General features: G+C 68.3%; 18 protein-coding genes and 1 pseudogene. 14 read left to right on the top strand and 5 right to left on the bottom strand.

What is annotated here, in order from left to right:
* Positions 1 to 112 precede the first annotated feature (112 nt).
* From AC1DGW_RS12745 to AC1DGW_RS12715, 7 genes are all read left to right on the top strand, one after another.
* On the top strand, positions 113 to 910 hold the full coding sequence (locus AC1DGW_RS12745) for a ParA family protein (protein WP_055767259.1): 798 nt from the start codon (positions 113 to 115) through the stop codon (positions 908 to 910).
* Complete coding sequence (locus AC1DGW_RS12740; RefSeq protein ID WP_478023481.1) at positions 910 to 1,824, top strand: ParB/RepB/Spo0J family partition protein; 915 nt, start codon at positions 910 to 912, stop codon at positions 1,822 to 1,824. Before AC1DGW_RS12745 ends, AC1DGW_RS12740 begins: the two co-directional genes overlap by 1 nt.
* Positions 1,825 to 1,856: 32 nt before the next feature.
* Positions 1,857 to 2,159, top strand: a complete 303-nt coding sequence (locus AC1DGW_RS12735; RefSeq protein WP_478023479.1) for a helix-hairpin-helix domain-containing protein — start codon at positions 1,857 to 1,859, stop codon at positions 2,157 to 2,159.
* 107 nt (positions 2,160 to 2,266) lie between these two features.
* Complete coding sequence (locus tag AC1DGW_RS12730) at positions 2,267 to 2,398, top strand: hypothetical protein (protein WP_478023477.1); 132 nt, start codon at positions 2,267 to 2,269, stop codon at positions 2,396 to 2,398.
* A gap of 106 nt (positions 2,399 to 2,504) precedes the next feature.
* Positions 2,505 to 3,470 carry an SDR family NAD(P)-dependent oxidoreductase gene (locus tag AC1DGW_RS12725; RefSeq protein ID WP_478023475.1) on the top strand — a complete coding sequence of 322 codons (966 nt, stop codon included), beginning with the start codon at positions 2,505 to 2,507 and terminating at the stop codon, positions 3,468 to 3,470.
* 214 nt (positions 3,471 to 3,684) lie between these two features.
* Positions 3,685 to 4,407 (top strand): glycosyltransferase family 2 protein, encoded by a 723-nt coding sequence (locus AC1DGW_RS12720; RefSeq protein ID WP_478023473.1) that lies wholly within the window; start codon positions 3,685 to 3,687, stop codon positions 4,405 to 4,407.
* A 2-nt stretch (positions 4,408 to 4,409) separates the two neighbouring features.
* The gene (locus AC1DGW_RS12715) at positions 4,410 to 4,742 is read left to right on the top strand and encodes a lipid-A-disaccharide synthase N-terminal domain-containing protein (protein WP_478023471.1); all 333 of its coding nucleotides are present in this window, start codon (positions 4,410 to 4,412) and stop codon (positions 4,740 to 4,742) included.
* Positions 4,743 to 4,844: 102 nt separating this feature from the next.
* On the opposite strand, the gene acnA is transcribed toward AC1DGW_RS12715, so the two are convergent.
* Together acnA and AC1DGW_RS12705 are read right to left on the bottom strand one after the other, a co-directional pair.
* Positions 4,845 to 7,490: an aconitate hydratase AcnA gene (gene acnA / locus AC1DGW_RS12710; RefSeq protein ID WP_478023469.1), complete on the bottom strand. Its 2,646-nt coding sequence runs from the start codon at positions 7,488 to 7,490 to the stop codon at positions 4,845 to 4,847.
* 95 nt (positions 7,491 to 7,585) lie between these two features.
* Positions 7,586 to 9,868, bottom strand: coding sequence for a TonB-dependent siderophore receptor (locus tag AC1DGW_RS12705; RefSeq protein ID WP_478023467.1), 2,283 nt, complete (start codon positions 9,866 to 9,868; stop codon positions 7,586 to 7,588).
* Between the two features lie 396 nt (positions 9,869 to 10,264).
* Here AC1DGW_RS12705 and AC1DGW_RS12700 point away from each other — a divergent pair, with 396 nt between their 5' ends.
* From AC1DGW_RS12700 to AC1DGW_RS12670, 7 genes and pseudogenes are all read left to right on the top strand, one after another.
* Positions 10,265 to 11,350, top strand: a complete 1,086-nt coding sequence (locus AC1DGW_RS12700) for a C45 family autoproteolytic acyltransferase/hydolase (protein WP_478023465.1) — start codon at positions 10,265 to 10,267, stop codon at positions 11,348 to 11,350.
* A 34-nt stretch (positions 11,351 to 11,384) separates the two neighbouring features.
* Positions 11,385 to 12,329 carry an ABC transporter permease gene (locus AC1DGW_RS12695; RefSeq protein WP_478023463.1) on the top strand — a complete coding sequence of 315 codons (945 nt, stop codon included), beginning with the start codon at positions 11,385 to 11,387 and terminating at the stop codon, positions 12,327 to 12,329.
* The gene (locus AC1DGW_RS12690) at positions 12,326 to 13,162 is read left to right on the top strand and encodes an ABC transporter permease (RefSeq protein WP_478023461.1); all 837 of its coding nucleotides are present in this window, start codon (positions 12,326 to 12,328) and stop codon (positions 13,160 to 13,162) included. Before AC1DGW_RS12695 ends, AC1DGW_RS12690 begins: the two co-directional genes overlap by 4 nt.
* Positions 13,162 to 13,950, top strand: a pseudogene (locus tag AC1DGW_RS12685) (ATP-binding cassette domain-containing protein); the annotation flags it as partial. The gene AC1DGW_RS12690 and the pseudogene AC1DGW_RS12685, both read left to right, overlap by 1 nt.
* Positions 13,951 to 13,989: 39 nt before the next feature.
* A complete protein-coding gene (locus AC1DGW_RS12680; RefSeq protein ID WP_478023538.1) occupies positions 13,990 to 14,982 on the top strand; it encodes an oligopeptide/dipeptide ABC transporter ATP-binding protein in 993 nt (330 codons plus the stop codon).
* Between the two features lie 70 nt (positions 14,983 to 15,052).
* Positions 15,053 to 16,837 (top strand): amidohydrolase, encoded by a 1,785-nt coding sequence (locus AC1DGW_RS12675; RefSeq protein WP_478023459.1) that lies wholly within the window; start codon positions 15,053 to 15,055, stop codon positions 16,835 to 16,837.
* A gap of 16 nt (positions 16,838 to 16,853) precedes the next feature.
* Positions 16,854 to 18,302: an NAD-dependent succinate-semialdehyde dehydrogenase gene (locus AC1DGW_RS12670; RefSeq protein WP_478023457.1), complete on the top strand. Its 1,449-nt coding sequence runs from the start codon at positions 16,854 to 16,856 to the stop codon at positions 18,300 to 18,302.
* A 259-nt stretch (positions 18,303 to 18,561) separates the two neighbouring features.
* Here AC1DGW_RS12670 and gabT read toward each other — a convergent pair whose 3' ends face one another.
* From gabT to AC1DGW_RS12655, 3 genes are read right to left on the bottom strand one after another with little or no spacing between them, the layout of a single operon-like run.
* Complete coding sequence (gene gabT, locus AC1DGW_RS12665) at positions 18,562 to 19,827, bottom strand: 4-aminobutyrate--2-oxoglutarate transaminase (RefSeq protein ID WP_478023455.1); 1,266 nt, start codon at positions 19,825 to 19,827, stop codon at positions 18,562 to 18,564.
* Positions 19,824 to 20,615 (bottom strand): hypothetical protein, encoded by a 792-nt coding sequence (locus tag AC1DGW_RS12660; protein ID WP_478023452.1) that lies wholly within the window; start codon positions 20,613 to 20,615, stop codon positions 19,824 to 19,826. The genes gabT and AC1DGW_RS12660 overlap by 4 nt, the downstream gene beginning before the upstream one ends.
* A 35-nt stretch (positions 20,616 to 20,650) precedes the next feature.
* Positions 20,651 to 21,709: an alpha/beta hydrolase family protein gene (locus AC1DGW_RS12655; protein ID WP_478023450.1), complete on the bottom strand. Its 1,059-nt coding sequence runs from the start codon at positions 21,707 to 21,709 to the stop codon at positions 20,651 to 20,653.
* Positions 21,710 to 21,733: the final 24 nt, after the last annotated feature.

Raw genomic sequence — 21,733 nt, 5'->3', positions numbered from 1 at the left:
TCGCGGCTGAAGCCGCTCCTGCGGCAGGCGTGGCTGGCGCGGATTTCCCCGATCCGGCCCCCAGCCCGCATAATGGCCAGTCCCAACCTTCCAGCCCATGAGGCCCACCCGCATGGCTCGCATCATCGCCATCGCCAACCAGAAAGGCGGCGTCGGCAAGACCACCACCGCCGTGAACCTGGCTGCCGCCCTCGCCGCCGCGCCGCGGCGCGTGCTGCTGGTCGACCTGGATTCGCAGGGCAACGCGACCATGGGCAGCGGCGTGGACAAGCGCGAGGTCGCGGCCTCCACCTGCGACCTGCTGCTGGGCGAGAGCAGCGCCGCCGACATCCGGGTGAAGGCGCCGGAAGGCTATGACCTGCTGCCGGGCAACATCGACCTGACCGCGGCCGAGATCCAGCTGATGGAGCAGGAAGGCCGCGAGCAGCGCCTCAAGCGCGCGCTGGCGCCGATCCGCGGCGACTACGACTTCATCCTGATCGACTGCCCGCCGGCGTTGTCGCTGCTGACGCTCAACGCGCTGGCCGCCGCCGACTCGGTGCTGGTGCCGATGCAGTGCGAGTACTACGCGCTGGAAGGCCTGAGCGCGCTGGTGGAGACCATCGAGGCGCTGCGCGGCAGCCTGAACCCCAGCCTAGAGATCGAAGGCGTGCTGCGCACCATGTTCGACGTACGCAACAACCTGGCCAACGCGGTGTCGGCCGAGCTCACCGGGCATTTCGGCGACCGTGTGTTCCGCACCATCGTGCCGCGCAACGTGCGCCTGGCCGAGGCGCCGAGCCACGGCCAGAGCATCGTCGGCTACGACCGCACCTCGCGCGGCGGCGTGGCCTACCTCGGCCTGGCGGGAGAGCTCATCCGCCGCACCGATGAACGCAACAGGGCCGTCAGGGCCGTGGAGGCTGTCTGATGAGCGCTGCGAAGAAACGCGGCCTGGGCCGTGGCCTGGACGCGCTGCTGGGCCCCAAGGGCGCGGTGACGCCGGTATCGGTGGCGGCCGTGGCCGAACCGCAGCCGGGCGAGGTGCTGCGCAAGCTGCAGATCGACCTGCTGCAGCCGGGCAAGTACCAGCCGCGCCGGGAGATGGACGAGGCCAAGCTGGGCGAGCTGTCCGAGTCGATCAAGGCGCAAGGCGTGATCCAGCCGATCCTGGTGCGCCAGATCGAGGGTGGCAGGTACGAGATCGTCGCCGGCGAACGCCGCTGGCGCGCCTCGCGCCTGGCCGGGCTGGACGAAGTGCCGGTGGTGGTGCGCGAGCTGGAAGACCGCACCGTCATCGCGATGGCGCTGATCGAGAACATCCAGCGCGAGGACCTCAATCCGCTTGAAGAAGCCGAAGCGCTGCAGCGGCTGATCTCCGAATTCTCGCTGACCCATGCCGAGGCCGCGCAGGCGGTGGGCCGCTCGCGCGCCTCGGTGTCCAACCTGCTGCGCCTGATCGACCTGCCCATCGGCGTGCGCGTGCTGCTGGAAAGCCGCCGCCTGGAAATGGGCCATGCCCGCGCGCTGCTGACGCTGGCGCCGGAACTGGCGACCAAGCTGGCGCAGGATGCCGCCGACGAAGGCTGGTCGGTGCGCGAGGTCGAGCACCGTGCCCAGCAGTTCGCCGCCGGCAAGGTGCCGGGCGCGCGCAACGCCAAGCCCAAGCCGGCCGCGCCGCAGGCCGACATCGCCTCGCTGGAAACCGAGCTGTCCGAATCGCTGGGCACCCGGGTCGCGATCAACCACGGCCGCGGCGGCAAGGGCAGGCTGGTCATCCACTACACCGACCTGGACACGCTCGATGGCGTGCTGGAAAGGCTGCGTACCCGTCGGCAAGGCTGACGTTCCATCCCTCCCGAGGTGCATGCAAGGCAATGAACCCCACCAAGGTCGACCGCAATCACCTGTTGCGTCTGACCGACCTGCCGAATGTCGGGCCGGCCTGTGAAAAGGATCTCCGTCTGATCGGGATCCGGGTTCCCGCGCACCTGCGCGGGCGCGATCCCTACGACATGTACGCGCAGCTGTGCCTGAAGACCGGCGTGATGCACGACCCCTGCGTGATCGACGTGTTCCTGTCGGTCGTGCGCTTCATGGCCGGCGAAGCGCCGCAGCCGTGGTGGGCCTTCAGCAAGGAGCGCAAGGAAGCCCTGGCCAAGGACCCGTTGACCCTGTAATCCGCGGCGGTGCCGGCGTGCGCCGTTATCATGGACGCGGCGCCCTGCGTCCAACCGCCCGTCGCGTTGCCGCGTGGCTCCCGCCCCCCGCACTTCGGAACGACCTGATGACCGTCCTCGTCACCGGCGCCGCCGGTTTCATCGGCGCCGCGCCATGCACAATCCACGGCGCCATGAAGATTGGCGCGTCGCCACGCGCCAGTAAACCCGCCGCATCGCAGGTTGGACCCCTCCAATGACCCTTCTTGTCACCGGCGCCGCGCCATGCACAATCCAGGGCGCCATGAAGATTGGCGCGTCGCCACGCGACAATAAACCCACCGCATCGCAGGTTGGACCCCTCCAATGACTCTCCTTGTCACCGGCGCCGCCGGCTTCATCGGTGCCTACACCTGCCAGGCACTGGCCGCGCGCGGCGAACGCGTGGTCGGGCTGGACAATTACAACGACTACTACGATCCGCGGATCAAGCACGACCGCGTCGCCGCGCTGTGCCCGCAGGTCGACATCCGCGCGCTGGACCTGACCGACCGCGACGGCCTGGCCGCGCTGTTCGACGAGGTGCAGCCGACCCGGGTGATCCACCTGGCCGCGCAGGCCGGCGTGCGCTACTCGCTGCAGAACCCGCATGCCTATGTCGACAGCAACCTGGTCGGCTTCGTCAACATGCTGGAGCTGTGCCGCCACCGTGGCGTGCAGCACCTGGTCTATGCATCGAGCAGTTCGGTCTACGGCGATTCGGCCACGCCGCCGTTCTCGGAGGACCAGCGCGTGGACCAGCCGCGCTCGCTGTACGCGGCGACCAAGGCCGCCAACGAGCTGATGGCCCACACCTACGCGCAGCTGTACGGCCTGCGCGCCACCGGCCTGCGCTTCTTCACCGTGTATGGCCCGTGGGGCCGGCCGGACATGGCGCCGCTGCTGTTCTCGCGCGCGGTGCTGGCCGGACGGCCGATCGAGGTGTTCAACGAAGGCCGCATGCGCCGCGACTTCACGCATGTTTCCGACATCGTCGCCGGTATCCTCGGCGCGCTCGACCATCCCTCGGAGGACGTCGTGCCGCACCGGGTATTCAACCTCGGCAACCACACGCCGGTGGAGCTGGAGCGCTTCATCGAGGTGATCGCCACGGCCGCCGGCCGCCCCGCGCAGAAGGTCTACAGGCCGATGCAGCCGGGTGACATGGTGGAAACCATGGCCGACACTGCGCGCGCGCGCGCCGCGTTCGGCTTCGACCCGGCCACGCCGATCGAGGCCGGCCTGCCGCCGGTGGTGGCCTGGTGCCGCGATTACTTCGGCGCCGCGGCCTGAGAACCTGCCCACGCTCCTGCTGCGCTCGCCCTGCGGCCCGCGTGCGGTGCTCGCAATGCTCACGTATCGCTTATACGCTGCGCTTGCTCCGCTCCACCACGGGCCGCAGGACTTCGCTCACGACGGATCGTGAGCAGGTTACGGCTCATCTCCCATCAAGCCGCGCGCTGGAAAATGCGCGGTCTTTTCCCTCAGCACGAACGGATCCCCCGCGATGAACCAACCCGCACTTTCGGTGGTCGTCCCCGTCTTCAACGAACGCGACAACGTCGCGCCCCTGGTCGGCGAGATCACCGCCGCGCTGCGCGGGCGAGTGGCGTTCGAGATCGTCTACATCGACGACAACTCCGGGGACGACACCCTGCAGGTGCTGCAGTCGCTCAAGGCCGTCAATCCGGAACTGCGTGTGCTGCACCACGTCAGCCAGAGCGGGCAGAGCACCGCCGTACGCACCGGGGTGAAGGCGGCGCGCGCGCCGTGGATCGCCACCCTGGACGGCGACGGCCAGAACGACCCGGCCGACATCCCGAAACTGCTGGCCGCGCGCGACGCCGCCGCGCCCGGGGTCAAGCTGTTCGCCGGCTGGCGCGTCAACCGCCAGGACTCCGGCTCCAAGCGCTGGGCCAGCCGCTGGGCCAACCGCATCCGCGCGCGCATGCTGCGCGACGACACGCCCGACACCGGCTGCGGCATCAAGCTGTTCGAGCGCGCGTCCTTCCTCGACCTGCCGTACTTCGACCACATGCACCGCTACCTGCCGGCGCTGATGCAGCGCGCCGGCTGGCAGACCACCAGCGTGCCGGTCAACCACCGCCACCGCACCGCCGGCGTGTCCAAGTACAACAACCTCGGCCGCGCCCTGGTCGGCATCCGCGACCTGCGCGGCGTGGCTTGGCTGATCGTGCGCAGCAAACGCACGGCGGTGGAGGAGGTCTGAGCATGGATTTCATGAGCCAGCCGCTGCCGTGGCTGGAGTGGACCGGCGTGCACATGTCGCCGTGGAAGCTGATCGGCCTGACCGGCACCCTGATGTTCGGCGGCCGCTGGCTGGTGCAGTTCGTCGCCAGCAAGCGCCAGGGCAAGCCGGTGATCCCGCGCCTGTTCTGGTACATGAGCATCTTCGGCAGCCTGATGACGCTGAGCTACTTCGTATTCGGCAAGAACGACGCGGTGGGCATCCTCGGCAACCTGTTCCCGACCTTCACCGCGCTGTACAGCCTGTACCTGGACATCCGCCACCGCGGCTGGAAACGGGACAAGGCCGGGCATTGAGCGGTCCGGCGGCGCGCGCGACCGCCATGATCGCGCCGCATCGATCCCGCGGTACGTGCCTTCCGCCACACGTGCGCGAGCCCCGCCGCGCGGCATCGGCCCTTACGATGGAGCGGGCGTGGTTTCCCGCGGCGCGTGCGCGGCGAGCGTCTGTTCCAGGATGTAGGGAATCACGCCACCGGCCCTGAGCAGTTCCACCTCGAGCCGGGTTTCCACCGCGGCCGTGGCCTGCATTGTCTCGGCGCCGCCGGTATGGCGATGGACAATCACGGTGATGGCGCACCGTGGCGCGAGCTGCCCGGCATCGGCAGCCACCTCGATGCGGTCGCCCGGCAGTACCTGCAGGCCATGGGGGTGCGATGCACGCGGCAGGCGCAGCGGCAGGATGCCCATGCCGACCAGATTGGAACGGTGGATGCGCTCGAAGCTCATGGCCAGCACCGCGCGTATGCCCAGCAGGCGCTGCCCCTTTGCCGCCCAGTCGCGCGAAGAGCCGGTGCCATAGCGTTCCCCGGCCACCAGCACCACCGCCTCGCCGGCGTCGGCGTGATGTCGGGCCACCTCCCATAGCGGCGATATCCGTCCCGAGGGCGCGTGCAGGGTATGGGCTACAGGCGCCGAAGGTGCCAGCCGGTTCTCCAGTGCCCTGTTGTGGAATGCCGCGCGCAGCATGACTTCCCAGTTGCCGCGCCGGGAGGCGAACACGTTGAGGTCGGTGCGGTCCTCGCCCTGCTGCACCAGGAAGTCGGCCACCAGGCTGTCGGCCGGGATGGCGCTGGCCGGCGAGATATGGTCGGTGGTGACATCGTCGCCCAGCACCAGCAGCGGATAGGCCGTGTAGTGGCCCAGTTGGCTGCGCTGCCCGGAAGCGGCGAAGGGCGGCCTGCGCAGGGTCGTCGAGCCGGCCTCCCAGGGAAAACGCGGGGACGCCGGTGACCGCAACGCGGACCATGCGGGGTTGTGGCCGGCCTTGCGGAAATCGCGGCGGAAATCGCCTGCCCGGATGGCGTCGGCAAGCACGGCCTGCACTTCCTCGCGGCTGGGCATCAGGTCGGACAGGTAGACAGGCACGCCGTCGTCGTCGACCTGCACCGGCTCGTTCCGCAGATCGCGCGCCGCATCGCCGGCAAGGCCGAACGCGACCACCAGCGGCGGAGACATGATGAAGCCCAGTTCGATGTCCGGATGTATCCGGCCGGGGAAATTGCGGTTGCCCGACAGGATGGCCACTGCCTGGGTGGTACCTGCTTCCTGGGCGTCCCGGATCGGGCGGGTCAGTGGCCCCGGGTTGCCGATGCAGGTGGTGCAGCCGTGGCCGACGATGCCGAAGCCCAGGGCGCCGAGATCCTCCAGCAGGCCGGCGCGTGCCAGGTAGGAGGTGGCTGCCGGTGAACCGGGCGCCAGCGATGTCTTGACCCAATGCGGTACGCGCAGGCCGCGCTGTCGTGCCTTGCGCGCGACCAGGCCGGCGGCGACCAGCAGCGCCGGGTCGGAGGTGTTGGTGCAGCTGGTGATGGCGGCCAGTGCCACCGCGTGCGCGGGCAGGGGGCCGGTCGCCCGTGGCCTGAAGTCTTCCCGGCGCAGTGCGGCGGCGCTGCCGCCATGGTCCAGCAGGTCCTGGGGACGGCGCGGTCCGGCGATGTGCCAGCCGACGCTGTCCAGATCCACTTCGACGATCCGCGTATAGCGTGGGCACGCCCGGGGATCGAACCACAGCCCTTGTCGCCGGGCGTATTGCTCGACCAGTTCAACCTGCGCCGGGCTGCGCCCGGTGGCGCGCAGATAGGCCAGGGTCTGCGCATCGATGGCGAAGAATCCGGTCGTGGCGCCGTACTCGGGCGCCATGTTGGCGATCACGGCGCGGTCGCCGGCGGTGAGCGTGGAGACGCCGGGGCCGAAGTATTCGACGAACTCGCCGGCCACGCCCGATGCCCGCAGGCGCTGGGTGATGACCAATGCCAGGTCGGTGGCCTGGACGCCCGTGCGCAGGGCGCCGCGCAGGCGTACGCCGACGACGTCGGGAATGCGCAGCTGGATCGGCATTCCGAACATCACCGTCTGTGCTTCCAGTCCGCCGACGCCCCAGCCGAGCACGCCGATGCCGTTGATCATGGGGGTATGGCTGTCGGTGCCCAGCATCAGGTCCGGCATGGCCCAGGCAACGCCCTCGTGCTCGGCGGTAGTCACCACCGTGGCCAGTTGCTCCAGGTTGAGGGTATGCATGATGCCGGTGCCGGGCGGATGGACGCGCACCCCGTCCAGCGCCTGCGTGGCCCAGCGCAGGAACCGGTAGCGCTCGGCATTGCGCCGCATCTCGTGGGCCATGTTGACCCGCATGGCGTCGGTCCGGGCATGGACCTCGACGGCCAGCGAATGGTCGACGGAGATGTCCACCGGCAGTGTCGGATTGAGTGCGCGGGGATCGACGCCGGCCTCGGCCAGCGCATCGCGCATGGCGGCGATGTCCACCAGCGCCGGGGTGCTGGTGGTGTCGTGCATGAGCAGGCGGCCGGGCCGGATGGCGATCTCCGCTTCACTGCTGCCATCGTCCAGCCAGTGGCGCAGCGCCGCGAGGGCCAGTATGCGTTCGTCGCCCTCCAGGGTACGGGCGATGTTCTCCGCCAGCAGGCGCAGTACCACGGGATAGGCATGCCTGTTCTCCCCCAGCAGGCCGGGCAGGTCGACCACGTGCAGGCGGCGGCCCGCCAGCCTGAGCTCCCGCGCGAAAGCGTTTCCCGTGCCTGCCATGCGGATTCCCCTGCGCGCTGCGGCTCAGGGCCGCGGCGGTCCCTGGCCGTCCCCGGCGGCCCGTCTGGGAGGATACGGGCCGCCGGGGACGGGGATCAGAACCAGTCCAGCTTGACCAGGAAGCTGGTCGTGCGCGGCAGGCCGACCGCGATGTAGCCGTTGCCTCCGGACCAGTACTGCTTGTCGGTCAGGTTGTCCACGTTCAACTGCAGGGTCAGCCTGTGGTCGCCGGGAATCGTGGTGTTGTAGCGCAGCCCCGCGCTGTGCAGCGTGTGGCCGCTGAGGTAGCCCTGTTCCAGCGGGCCGAGGGCGCGCGGGCCGGTGTAGAACGAGCCGCCGCTGATGCTGAATCCCTTTGCCCATGCCGGGCGATAGTCCAGGTAAGCGCTGAAGGTGCGTTCGGCGGTGCTGTCCGGGACCTTGCCGATCTGCGCCGGGTTGGCGGCCGATTCCTGTTTGGCATCCAGCAGCAGGCCACCGAGGACGACCGACAGCGCCGGGGTGATTTCGCCGGTGACGCTGAACTCGAAGCCCTTGTAACTGGAGCGCCCTTCCTGCACGTACAGGTCCATGCCCGGCGTGGGGGAGGGCAGGCGGAAGCCTGCGGTCGGCACATCCATGTCGAAGTAGGCCAGGGTCGCCATGACGCCACCGAGCACCTCGGTTTTCACGCCGATTTCCCGCTGCTTGCTGACCTTCGGCCCGAACACCTCGCCCGCGTTGACGATGTTGAGGGTAGGCGCGGTTTCGCCCTCTTCCAGGCCTTCGATATAGGAAGCGTAGAAGCTGGTGTGCGGCCGGAACTGCCAGACCACCGATGCCGACGGCGAGGTTTCCTTGGTGCGATAGACGGTCTGGGTCGTGGGCGTGGGGTTGGAGATGTTCTCGTAGTCGGAGCGGCGCGCGCCCAGCACGACCTGCCAGTGCTCATTGAAGCGGATGCGGTCGAACAGATAGAGGCCGTCGTCGCGGGCGTTCTGCGGGCGGAAGCCGATCGCGGGCCGGCTGAAGCGGGTGCGCTGTGCGTAGGTGGACGGGTGATACAGGTTCTGCGGATACAGCAACGACGCCACGCCGGGCGGGTTGACCGGCGGATGTGCCGGGTCGATCAGGACGGCACCGCCCACGGCGCTGTTCTGGAAGCGGTCGTTGCGCATGAAGCCGAGGGTGACTTCGTTGGTGACCGGCCCCATCGGGACCAGGCCGGTGACCTCGGCGCGGTAGTTCTTGTTCACGAAACTCTCGCCACGGTTGAACGAGAGCGAGACGCTGCCGTCGCCGGTGGCCAGATTGCTCAGGGTGAAGATCGGCAATGCGCGTTCGGTGCGCTCGGTCATCGCGCGGCCGGCCTCGATGCTGGCGGCCCAGCGCTCGGACAGGGCGAAGGTCATCTTGCCCATGTAGTTCTCCGCTTCGCCTGCCGTGACCGCCCAGCGGCCGGGCGAGAAGAAGTTGGCCGAGGACGGCAGTGCGGGCAGGGGAATGGAGCCGTTGACCACCTTGGGCATGGCGATGATCGCCTGCTCGGTGGCGCTGCGGGTCAGGCGCTCGTAGTCGAGGAACAGGTTGATGCGGTCGTTGATGCGCCAGTCCGCTGCCAGGCTCTGCAGCGCGCGGTCGCCTTCGACATGGTCGATGCCGTAGCTGCCGAGCTGGCCGCCGACCAGGTTCAGGCGCAGGCCGAACCGGTTGTCCTCGCCGAAGCGGGTGCCGGCATCGAGCGCGCCCAGCAGCTGGCCATGCTCGTTGTAGCTGGCCTGGAGGCTGAAGTTGGGCCTGTGGCCGGCGCGCTTGGTCACCAGGTTGACCACGCCACCCGGGCTGGTGAAACCGTAGTAGAGCGCCGAGGTGCCCTTGAGCACTTCCATGCGCTCCTTGTTCTCCATGGGCATCGCGATCAGGTTGTTGAGCGGCAGCGAACCGTTGAGGCGGAAGTTGCTGCGGTTCTGCATCGTCAGGCCACGCACGGTCAGGTTGTCGGCGAAGATGCCGTTGGTCTGCGAGCGGGTCACGCCGGGCGAGTTCTTCATCACATCGAAGATGCCGGTGGCGTTCTGCGCCTCGATGATGGCGCGCGGGAATACGTTGACGGTGGACGGAGTGTCCAGGATGGTCTGGTCGCGGAAGGCGCCCACCTGGACATAGTCGCTACCGTAGCCTTCGGAGCGGTCGGCATTGACCGTGATCGTGGTGAGGGTATGCGGCTTCTCGGCCGGATTCGACGACGGAGCGCCGGCGGCGGGTGCGTCGGCGCTTGCAGGCGCGTCAGCCGCTGGATCGATCGCATGCCCGCTTGCGGCGACGCTGGACGACAGGGCCAGGCCCATGCCGATGAACAACAGGCTGCGCTTGAAGCCGCATGCAGGCATACCACTCATGTTCAACCTCCCCGATTGGATGGATGGGTGTGCGTTTCAACGACTCGTAAGTTGTCTTCCGAAGCGGGCCCGCCTCGAAGAGGGCTTGGCTTCACATCACCTTGTCATTGTATTTTTATTGTGTCAAGAGCAATTTGACGGGCTTTGACAGGGGAGCCGGCCCGCCTTGCCTCACGCACGCAGGCGTATGGAAGCCCCCGATCCGGGATCCGCCGCGTCCAGCAAATTACGGGATGACCGTTTTAATGAGCATGTTCGGGCTCATGCCTGGATCGAAAAGGTGCCTGATGGCAGGGCAGGAGCGGGCGGAGATCTCGCCCCAGTGGGTAAATTGCACTTATCGAAGATTAAGTACACAATGCCGCATCCCGTTGGACTTCTGTCAGGAATAGGTACATGGACTGGTTTCCCGAAGTCGAGGTGTCCGGCTCGCCCCGCGCACGTGGCCATCAGCAGGGCGTGGCCGTTCCGGAGCGGGTGGCGGCAAGCGCCGCCCTGTATCGCGGGCAGATGGAACGCCGCGGCATCGGTGCGGAAAAGCAGGCAAGCATGGCGCGCGCCTTCATGCCGGTCATCGCCGCCTACGATCCGGCGTATCTGGAAGAGATGGAGGGCATCGCCGAAGGCGCAGGGATCGCTATCGAGGACATCGTGACGATCAACTGCCGTACGGAAATGATGTTCGGCAGCGAACACGCGCGGGCCGAGAAGACCGACGGCTGCACCGGCCTGGTCGTGATGCCGGAGCGTTCGGCTACCGGCCGCCTGCTGCACGCCCACAACTGGGACTGGCGCGAGGAGTGCGTCGATACCGGCATCGTGCTGAAGATCCGTGCCGAAGACGGCAACGACATGCTCACCTTCTGCGAGGCCGGCGCGTTGGCGCGGCACGGCTTCAACCGTGCAGGCCTGGCCATCAGCGGCAACTTCCTGATGTGCGAGCGCGACTATGTGCGCCCCGGGCAGGCGCCGCTGGCATTGATCCGGCGCAAGCTGCTGGAGTGCGGCTCGCTGTCCGCGGCGATGGCCAGCCTGTGGACGCACGACCGCTACTGTTCCAACAACCTGATGCTCAGCCACAGCGGCGGGGAGGCGGTGAACCTGGAGTGCGCGCCCGACGAGATCTTCTGGAGCGTGCCCGAGGACGGGGTGCTGGTGCATGCCAACCACTGGATCACGCCGTCTGCGCGCGCGAAGCTGCGCGACCTCGGCCTGCGCAGCGGCCCCAACTCGCTATACCGGCAGCGCCGCGTCGAGCACGCGCTGCGCACGCATGCCGCGGCCATCGATCTGGACTTCGTGAAGCACGTCCTTGCCGACGAGTACGGCAAGCCGGACAGTGTGCTGCGCTCGCCCAAGCCGGTCAGCTTCGACAGCATCTCGGCTACGGTCGCCACGACCCTGATGGATCCCGGGGCAGGGCGGATGTGGATCGCGCGCAAGCCCTACGAGGGGCGCGAGTTCGTCGAGTACCGGCTGTGAGGCGGATACGGGCCATGACGCGGAGCACATCGACTTGCTGAAGTACGCACTGAACCGGCTGCTGCTTGCGGTGCCGACCCTGTTGCTGGTGTCGATCATCGTATTCGGCCTGATCCGCCTGATTCCGGGCGACCCGGCGCAGTTGATGCTCGGGGACCTGGGCGATCCGGTCGCGCTGGAACGGCTGCGCCATGCCATGGGGCTGGACAGGCCTGTCGCCATGCAATACCTGGTCTGGCTGGGCAAGGTGGTGCGTGGCGACTTCGGCGTGTCGATCCTGCAGCAGCGCCCAGTGTCGGAAATCCTCGTCTCCAGCCTCGGCGTCACCGCGTCGCTGGTGCTGCCGGCGATGTTGCTGGCCTCGCTGCTGGCGATTCCGGCGGGCATGCTCGCGGCATGGCGGCAGAACACGGCGGTGGATGTCGGCGTGGTCACGCTGGCCATCGCCTGCCTGTCGATCCCCAGCTTCTGGCTGGGTCTGGTGTTCCTGCTGGTCTTCGGCGTCTGGCTCGACCTGTTGCCGGTGGTGGGCTATGTGTCGCTCGCCGACGCGCCGATCGAGGGCATGCGCTACCTGTTGTTGCCGGTCTGCGCGTTGGCCCTGATCGAAACCGGCGTCATCATCCGCATGGCGAGGGCCAGCACAATCGAGGTGCTGCGCCTGGAATACGTGACCCATGCGCGCGCCAAGGGGCTGGGCGAAGCGGCGGTGGCCCGTCGCCACGTCCTGAAGAACGCGATGGCGCCGACCTGGACGATGATCGGACTCACGCTTGGTTCGCTGCTGGGCGGTGCGGTGGTGATCGAGACGGTGTTCACCCTGCCCGGGCTGGGGCGGCTGATGGTGGACAGCATCTTCGCCCGCGATTACCCGGTGATCCAGGGATGCATGCTGCTGGTGACCGCGATCTACGTGATCGTCAACCTGCTGGTGGAGCTGTGCTATCCGCTGCTCGATCCCCGCGTGAGGCCGCAATGAAGCGCCGTTGGCTGGATGCACTGCTGCGTCGCCCGAACGCCCTGGTAGGCGGCGGCCTGATGGCGCTGATGCTGCTGGCGGCGATGGCGGGGGCGCTGCATACGCCGCACGACCCGATCATCATGGACTTCGACGCGATCCTCCAGCCGCCGTCGTCCGCCCACTGGCTGGGAACCGACGAGTGGGGGCGCGATGTGTTCAGCCGCCTCCTGGCGGGCGCGGCGATCACGCTGTGGATCGGCCTGCTGGTGGTGGCGATCGCCGTTGCCGCGGGCACGCTGATCGGTGCGGCCACCGGCTTCGTGGACGGCTGGGCCAGCCGCTGCGTCATGGCGTTGATGGATGCGCTGCAGGCCTTTCCCTCGCTGGTGCTGGCGCTGGGGGTCATGGCGGTATTCGGGCCCTCGCGCCACGGCGTGGTGATGGCGCTGGGCCTGGCCTACCTGCCCGCGGTGGTGCGGATCGTGCGCGCCAGCGTGCTGTCGCTGCGCGAAAAGGAATACGTCGAAGCCTCGCGCGTGGCCGGCAACGCGGAGATCTACACCTTGTTCCGGCACGTGCTGCCCAACAGCCTTTCGCCGCTCATCGTGCTGGCCACTGCTCTGTTCGGCTGGGCCGTGCTGAGCGAGAGCGCGCTGTCCTTCCTCGGTCTGGGCGTACCGCCGCCGGCGCCAAGCTGGGGCGGCATGCTGGCCGACAGCCGCAACTATTTCGAGCGCGCTCCCTGGCTGGCGATCGCGCCGGGCCTGTGTGTTTCGCTGACGCTGCTTGGCATCAACCTTCTGGGCGATGCGCTGCGCGACCAGTTCGATCCGAGGATGAAAAACCTGTGATGAACTCCACGGCGCTTTCTCCTTCGCCATCGGCGTGCAGCAGCGATCCGGTCCTGCGCATCGAGGGACTGCAGGTGGACGTGCGCACGCCGGAGCGCGATTGGCGGCGCGTGGTCACGGACTTCGATCTCGAACTGCAGCCCGGGCAGATCGCCGCGCTGGTGGGCGAGTCGGGCAGCGGCAAGACCATGATCGGCCGTTCGATCCTCGGCCTGCTGCCGCCGGTGGCCGCGGTGCGCGGCGGCAGCATCCGCCTGGGCGGACGCGAACTGATCGGCGCCAGCCAGGCGCAGCTGCGCGGCCTGCGCGGTCGCGAGGTCGGCATGGTGTTCCAGGAGCCGATGGTGTCGCTCAATCCCGCCATGCGGGTCGGTGCGCAGATGAGCGAGGCGCTGCGACTGCACCACGGTCTGTCGGCGAGCCAGGCGCGCACGCAATGCCTGGACATGCTGGAGCGGGTGCGGATCGCCGATCCGCTCGCTTGTTTCGAAGCCTGGCCGCATCAGTTCTCCGGCGGCATGCGCCAGCGCATCATGCTGGCCTCGGTGCTGGCGATGCGCCCGCGGCTGCTGATCGCCGACGAACCCACCACCGCGCTGGACGCCATCGTCCAGAAGGAAGTGATGGACATCATGGTGTCGCTGAGCCGCGACATCGGCACGGCGATCCTGCTGGTCAGCCACGATCTGTCGATGGTGGCGCACTACGCCGACAAGGTGACCGTGCTGCGCAAGGGCGAAACCGTGGAATCGGGCGACTGCGCGGGCATCCTGTTCTCGCCGCGGCACGACTACACCCGCGCACTGCTTGGCGCGTTGCCCGTGCGCATGCCCGCGGTGGCGGAACCGTCATCGCTCCGGTCGCGGCCGCTGGTGGAAGTGCGCGCGCTGCGGGTCGCCTTCAGCCGCAGGCCGGCGGTGTTCTGGCGCAGGCCGACGCTGTTCCGCGCGGTCGAGGAAGCGGATTTCAGCATCCACGCACACGAGACTCTGGCGGTGGTGGGGGAGTCCGGTTCAGGCAAGACCACCATCGGCCGCGCGCTGATGTGCCTGACGGAGACCTCCGGCGGCTCGATCCGTTTCGAAGGCGAGGAGATCACTGGTCTGAGCGGGGCCGCGCTGAAGCGGCACCGGCTGCGCGCGCAGATGGTGTTCCAGGATCCCTACTCGTCCCTGGACCCGCGCATGGACCTGGGCGATATCGTGGCCGAAGGCCTGCACAACGTGCCCGGGCTGTCGCGGGCGCAACGCCGGCAGCGCGCCTGCGAGATGCTGGCCGAGGTCGGCCTGCCCGGTGATTACGCCGAGCGCCACCCGCACGAACTCTCTGGCGGGCAGCGGCAGCGCGTCTGCATCGCCCGTGCCGTCGTTTCGCGGCCGCGCTTCGTGGTTGCCGACGAACCGGTATCGGCATTGGACGTGACCATCCAGAAACAGGTGCTCGGCCTGCTCAGGAGCCTGCAGAGCCGCTTCGGCTTCACCTGTCTGTTCATCTCGCACGACCTGGGCGTGGTGGAGCAGGTGGCCGACCGCGTGCTGGTGATGTACCGCGGGCGCATCCTGGAAACAGGCTCGCGAGATGACATCTACGACCGTCCGCTGCATCCCTATACGCGCCGCCTGCTGCAGGCCACGCCGAGGATCGCGCGCGATGGCGCGGGCGGCTACCGGCTGCAGCAGCATGAGGTCCGCGTGCGTGCGCTGCCGCCTGGCTGGCGCCACTACAACCACGGTTGCATCCCCGACGCGCCGCTCACGCCGGAGGCACCGGTGATGGTCGAGGTATCGGACGGCCATGCCGTCGCCTGCGTGCCGGCATGAGCAACGGCACGCGCCGCTGGTCCTGTACGGCCCTTTCCATCCATCCCGTTCCGCTGTGGAGGTAGAGACAATGCGCACCCCATGCCGCTTCATCCGTTGGCCTGCCGTCGTGGCCACCAGTTGCCTGCTCCTGGCTTCCGCCGTGGTGCAGGCGCGGCCGGCAGCGGAGCCCGCCGACCTCATCGTGCACAACGCGCGGGTCTGGACGGTGGACGACGCGCATCCGGTCGCGCAGGCCGTGGCGGTTCGCGGCAACCGGATCGTGAAGGTGGGCGACGATGCCGAGGTGCTTGCGCTCAAGGGAGCGCGGACCCGGACCCTGGACGTGCAGGGTCGCCTGGTACTGCCGGGCTTCATCGATGGCCATACCCATTTCGAGAATGCCGCCGAGTGGTTCTACGAGGCCCGGCTGGTCGATGTGAACGACGAGGCCGGAATGCTGGAACGGCTGGCCGAAACCGCTGCGCGCGTTCCCGAAGGCATGTGGATCACCGGCTACGACTGGGGCTCGTCCGCGGCGGCCGCGGCACGCCGTGCCGGCGATCGCGGCTTTGTCGGCTTCACCCCGTCGCTGGCGGCGGTGGACCGGGTCACGGCCCGGCATCCGGTGTTGCTGCGCCGCCACGACGGCAGTCACTTCGTCAATTCGCTGGGCATGCGGCTGCTGCGCATCGACCGGAACTCGCTGAACCCGTCCAATGGCGAGTACCAGCGCGACCCGGCCACGGGCGAACTGACCGGGATGCTGTTCGGCAGTGCCGGCGGACGCATGGCGCAGACCCTGCCGCCGCCGTCGCGGGCGCGCACCCTGATCGCCGCCGAGTGGCTGGTGAAGGATCTCAACCGCCAGGGGATCACCGGCATCCACGACATCGCCCGGGTCGAGGCGATCTCGCAGCAGCAGATCTACCACACCCATGTCGAGCGCAGTAACAGCGACCTGAGCATCTTCACCGACCTGCGCGACCGCGGCCGGCTGACACTGCGCGTCAACCCGATCCTGACCATGGCCAACTGGCGCGACTACGCCGGCCACGGAATCGTGCCGCAGGGCGGCGACGACCTGATCCGCTACGGCGGGCTGAAGGCTTTCATCGATGGCTTCTACATGGAGGAGCCTTACCTGGACAACCCGCAGAACGCCGGCGGGCTGACCTTCCGGGTGGTCGACGAGGCCAGCATGGAACGCGACCTGGTCGCCGCCGACCGTCTGGGCTTCGACCCTGCGGTGCACGTGATCGGCGACAAGGCGCATCGCCTGCTGCTCGACTGGTACGAGACCGCGGTGGCCCGCAATCCGGCCCGCGACCGTACGCTGCGCGTCATCCATGCCTGGTTTCCCAATGCGCACGATATCGAGCGTGCTGGCCGGCTGGGCGCGGTGGCCGACATCACGCCTTACCACCTGATGCGCGAGAAGAAGATCGTCGATGCCAAGCTCGGGCCGAAGCGCGCGCAGACCGCCTTTGCCTGGCGCACGATGATCGACAACGGCATCCGCCTGAACATCGTGTCCGACTGGCCGGGCAGCTTCGATCGCGGCAACATCGCGCCGATCAACCCGATGGAAAACCTCTGGTATGCGCTGACCCGCCAGGACGTCGGCGGCGACCCGGCCGGCGGCTGGCGTCCGGAGCAGGCGCTGACCATCGAGGAGGCGATCCGCGCCTATACCATCAACCCGGCCCATACCACGCATGAGCAGGCGATCCGCGGCTCGATCACGGAGGGCAAGCTGGCCGACCTGATCGTGCTGTCGGACAACATCCTGGAACTGGCACCGGCGCAGCTGCTCGATACCCGCGTGCTCTACACCATCTTCGACGGCCGCATCGCCTACGAAGCCGTCCCCTGAATCCATGAGGTCCGTCATGTCACCGCTCCCGGAATTCCTGCGCAATCCCACCTTCTTCATCGACGGCGCATGGCGGACCGGTACCGGCGGCGTGGAAAGCACGGTTGTCGATCCCGCCAGCGGCCAGGTGCTGGCACGCTACCGTTCGCCGTCGGCGCAGGACGTCGATGCCGCACTGGACGCGGCCGAACGCGGTTTCCGGCTGTGGCGCGCCGTGCCCGCGATCGAGCGCGGCGCGGTGCTGCGCCGCGCCGCGGCGCTGATGCGCGAGCGCCTGGAGGAGAACGCGCGGGTCCTGACCCTGGAAGAAGGCAAGCCGCTGGCGGAGGCGCGCGGCGAATGGCAGGTCACCGCGGACATGTTCGACTGGTTCGCCGAAGAGGCCCGCCGGGCTTATGGACGGATCGTGCCGGCGCGCTCGGCGGACCTGCAGCAGCAGGTGGTGCGCGAGCCGATCGGCCCGGTGGCGGCGTTCGCGGCATGGAATTTCCCGGCGCGCAATCCGGGCTACAAGATCGCCGCGGCGCTGGCGGCCGGCTGCAGCTGCATCGTCAAGCCGGCCGAAGAGACGCCCCTGACCTGCCTGCTGCTGGCGCTGGCGCTGGCCGATGCCGGTGTTCCCGCCGGCGTGCTCAACGTGCTGTACGGCGATCCGGTATTCCTGTCCGAACGGCTCATCGCCAGCCCGGTGATCCGCAAAATTTCCTTCACCGGCTCCACCCGCGTCGGCCAGCTGCTGGCGGTGCAGGCGGCGCAGCGCGCCAAGCCGGCGACGCTGGAACTGGGCGGGCATGCGCCGGTGCTGGTGTTCGACGACGCCGATATCGAGCATGCGGTCGGCCAGCTGATCCCGGCCAAGTACCGCAATGCCGGGCAGACCTGCATCTCGCCGACGCGCTTCTTCGTGCAGCAGGGCGCCCATGCGCGCTTTGTCGAAGCGTTCGCACGCGCGTCGAAGGCATTGCGGGTCGGCGACGGCCTGGATGCGACGACGCAGATGGGACCGTTGTTCCACGAGCGCCGGCTGCCGGAGATGCAGCGCTTCATGGACGACGTGGTGGCGCGCGGCGTACGCGTCGCCTGCGGCGGCCGGCAGCAGACGCGTGCCGGCTGCTTCTGGGAGCCCACCGTTGTCAGCGACCTTGATGACGAGGCCTTGCTGATGCAGGCCGAACCGTTCGGCCCGGTGGCGGCGATCACGTCGTTCGCCACGCTGGAAGAAGGCCTGCAGCGGGCCAATGCGCTGCCCTATGGCCTCGGCGCCTACGCTTTCACCACCTCGTTGCGGACCGCGCAGCGCGTGGCTGCTGGACTCGAGGCCGGCATGATCGGCATCAACACCGCCAAGCTCTCGCACGCGGAAACGCCGTTCGGCGGTGTGAAACAGAGTGGCCATGGTTCCGAAGGCGGAACGGAAGGACTGGACGCCTACCTGGTGACGAAGTCGATCAGCATGGCCAGCTGAGTCATGCGGCGCAGGATGCCCATCGCATCCTGCGTCCCCATACCGGGAAGGACATGGACATTCCCGCTTCGGTCTGGACCCGTCCTGATCCCGCGGCATGCTGCACGATGGCGGCAGCCGCAAAAGCCTGATTGGCAGGATGGCGGCCTGCTTTCGCCTGGCAGCCGATCGCCACGGCAGCCTCCACTCCAATACGAAGGCCCGTGGCAGGCGCGTTCGTTCGCACCTGCCACGGGCCCTGGGGTCCCGGTGCTCTTTCCTACAGGCAGTCCTGCAGGATCGCCATTCCTTCCTCGATCAATGCCGGCGCGGCGGTGATCGGAACGAGGATGCGCACCACGTTGCCATGGCTGCCGCAGGACAACAGCAGCAGGCCACGTCCGGCCGCGCGTGCCACCAGCGCGGAAGTGGCGGCCGCGTCCGGCTGGCCGCGATCGTCGAACAGCTCGAACGCGACCATCGCACCCAGCCCGCGGACATCGGCGATGCGTGGATGCTCGCGCTGCAGGGCGCGCAGGCGCTGCATCAACTGTTCGCCAAGCTGGCGGCTGCGTGCCAGCAGTGCTTCCTCGTCGAAGGCGCGCATCACCGCCAGGGCGGCGGCGCAGGCCAGCGGATTGCCTGCATAGGTGCCGCCCAGGCCACCCGGGCCGGGCGCGTCCATGACCTCGGCACGGCCGACCACGGCGGACAGCGGGAGTCCGCCGGCCAGCGACTTCGCGGTCGTGATCAGGTCCGGCGCAACGCCGCTCTGCTCGATGGCGAACCAGGTGCCGGTACGGCCCGCGCCGGTCTGCACTTCGTCGGCCACCAGCAGGATGCCATGCGTGTCGCAGACCTCGCGCAGGTGGCGAAGGAACTCCGGTGGCGCGACATGGAAGCCGCCTTCACCCTGCACCGGTTCGATCACGATGGCCGCCACACGGCTGGGCTCGATGTCGTTCCTGAACAGTTGCGCCAGCGACGCCTTGGCGTCTTCGATGGAAATGCCGTGCAGCGGATTGGGGAACAGCGCGTGGAAGGTCTCGGCCGGGAATGGGCCGAAGCCGGTCTTGTAGGGCTGCACCTTGCCGGTCATCGCCAGCGTCATCAGTGTCCGCCCGTGGTAGCCACCGGTGAAGCAGATCACGCCCGAACGCCCGGTATGGCAGCGTGCGATCTTGACCGCGTTCTCCAGCGCCTCCGCGCCGCTGCTCAGCAGCAGGGTCTTCTTGGCGAAGTCGCCGGGTGCGAGCGCGTTGAGCCGTTCGGCCACTTCAACGTAGCTGTCGTAGGCCACCACCTGGAAGCAGGTATGGGTAAAGCGTTCCATCTGCGCCTGCACGGCAGCCATGACCGCGGGGTGGCGATGGCCGGTGTTGAGCACGGCGATGCCGCCGGTGAAGTCGATGTAGCGGCGGCCCTCCACGTCCCACAGCTCGGCGTTCTCGGCCCGCTCGGCGAACAGGGCGTGGGCCTGGCCGACGCCGCGCGGCACGGCATCGCGGCGCCGCTGCATCCACTGCGAGTTGGTCATGGCGTTCATGGCACCAGCCTGTCGGCGATGATGTACTGGCGGCCGTCGCGGATGTTCTGCTTGCTGTCGCTGGCCGCCTTCCATGCCGGGTTAGTCGCGCGCAGCTCCGCGCGCACCTTGGCCATCGCCGCGTCGCGGCGACCGAGCGCATCGTCGTTGCGGTACTGCAGCACCAGCAGCGACGACCACCAGCGGCCGGCCGGATAGCGGTTCAGGATGACGTCGTAGCTCTTCAGCACGCCTTCGCGCAGCCAGCCATCGGTCTGCGGGAGCAGATAGGTGCCCACGTAGTCGAGGTATTCGTTGGTGCTGACGTGGTAGTTGTAGGGCAGTACCACGTACACGGCGTCGGCCGGGGACACCTCGCCGTCGGCGGCGCGGCGGTGGTGCAGGTCCGACGGCGCCGATTCGATCTTCGAGGCCACCGCCAGTGCTGCCGGCGGCAACCCGGCCGGGCGGCTGCGCTCGATCTGCTTCCAGCGCGCCGCGGCGGCATGGTCGGCGAATGTCAGGGTGACCATCGCATCCCAGTTCTCGTTGTCCACGTAGCGGTTGAACAGGACCAGGTAGTCGCCCAGCAGGCCTTCGCGCTTCCACTGCGCGTACTGGCGCAGTCCGTCGGACTGCAGGGCCTCGCGCAGGGCCAGGCGCTGGCCGGGCGGCACGTGCACCATGACCACCAGTTCCAGCGGGCCGCTGTCGCGCGGATCGGCCGCCATGCCGGGCAGGGCGATGGCGCACAGGAACAGCAGGAGCAGGCAGGCCAGGCGATGGCGCAATGTCTTCGATGAGCGCATGTGGATCCTCTCGGCAGCAGGTGGGAGTGAGGTGTTCAGGGCTTCAGGTAGCGGGCGAGGAAATCGAACATGCGCCGGTGTGCGTCGCGCTGTTCCTCGGTGTCGCCATGGGCCAGCACGTGGCCGCCGGGCGCGTTGTCGTAGATGTGGGCTTCGAATACCTTGCCGCGTGCCTTCAACGCATCCAGCAGCCGTCCGGTGTGCAGGGCGACGGGCGCGATCTGGTCGCCCGTGGTCGCCAGCACCAGCAGTGGTGTCTGGATCGCATCGACGTTGTTGATCGGCGAGGCGGCCATGTAGGCGGGCAGGTTCTCGTGCGGCAGCTTGCCGCCGAAGGTCGCGCTGTTGGCGACCTCGCGCCGGCGGTATTCCGGCTTGTAGCCCATGTAGGCGACGAAGTCGGTCAGCCCCACCACGTCGATCGCGGCCTGGAACAGGGTCGGGCGCTTCTGGATGGCGAGCAGCGTGACCATGCCTCCGCGGCTGGTGCCATAGATGCCCATGCGCGACGGATCGACGAAATCCTTGGTGGCGAAGTAGTCCGATGCCGCGAGTACGTCGGCGACGTCGGTGTTGCCGTATTCGTTCCGGAAATGATTGTCGCCATAGCCGCGGCTGCCGCGGTACTCGGGGAAGATCAGCACGTATCCCTGCGCCACCGCCTCGTCGATGAAGCGGAACCACTCGGTATTGAACCGTTCGTGGAACCCGCCATGCACCAGCACGATGGCCGGGTGGCGTTTGCCGGCCGGCATGGCCTTGGGGGTGAATACGTAGCCCGGGATCAGCGAGTTGTCGTCGGTGGGGAAGTAGGCCAGCTTCATGTCCACCCGCTCGCCGTATTCCATCCGGAACTGCAGGGCGATGATGCGCTGCTCCTGCGCGTACAGGGTGTGCATCAGGATGTCGAGCTTGGTCGCGGTGTCGTCCGCATCCAGGTTGATGTGCCTGGACAGCACGCCTTCCTCGGGCGGTGCCGCATGGACCGCGGACGGCCACATGGCCAGCGGCGCCGCGAAGGCCGCCACCGCAAGCGCGGCAAGGAAGGAGCCACGCAGGAGCGGGCGTGCATGGGCGGTGGGCAGGGCGTTCATGGCGATGGGCCTCGGTGGTTCATC

This window comes from Stenotrophomonas sp. 05N423, from assembly GCF_056397145.1.
The sequence above is the reverse complement of the archived record's forward strand: the minus strand, read 5'-3'. Positions and strand labels throughout refer to the sequence as shown.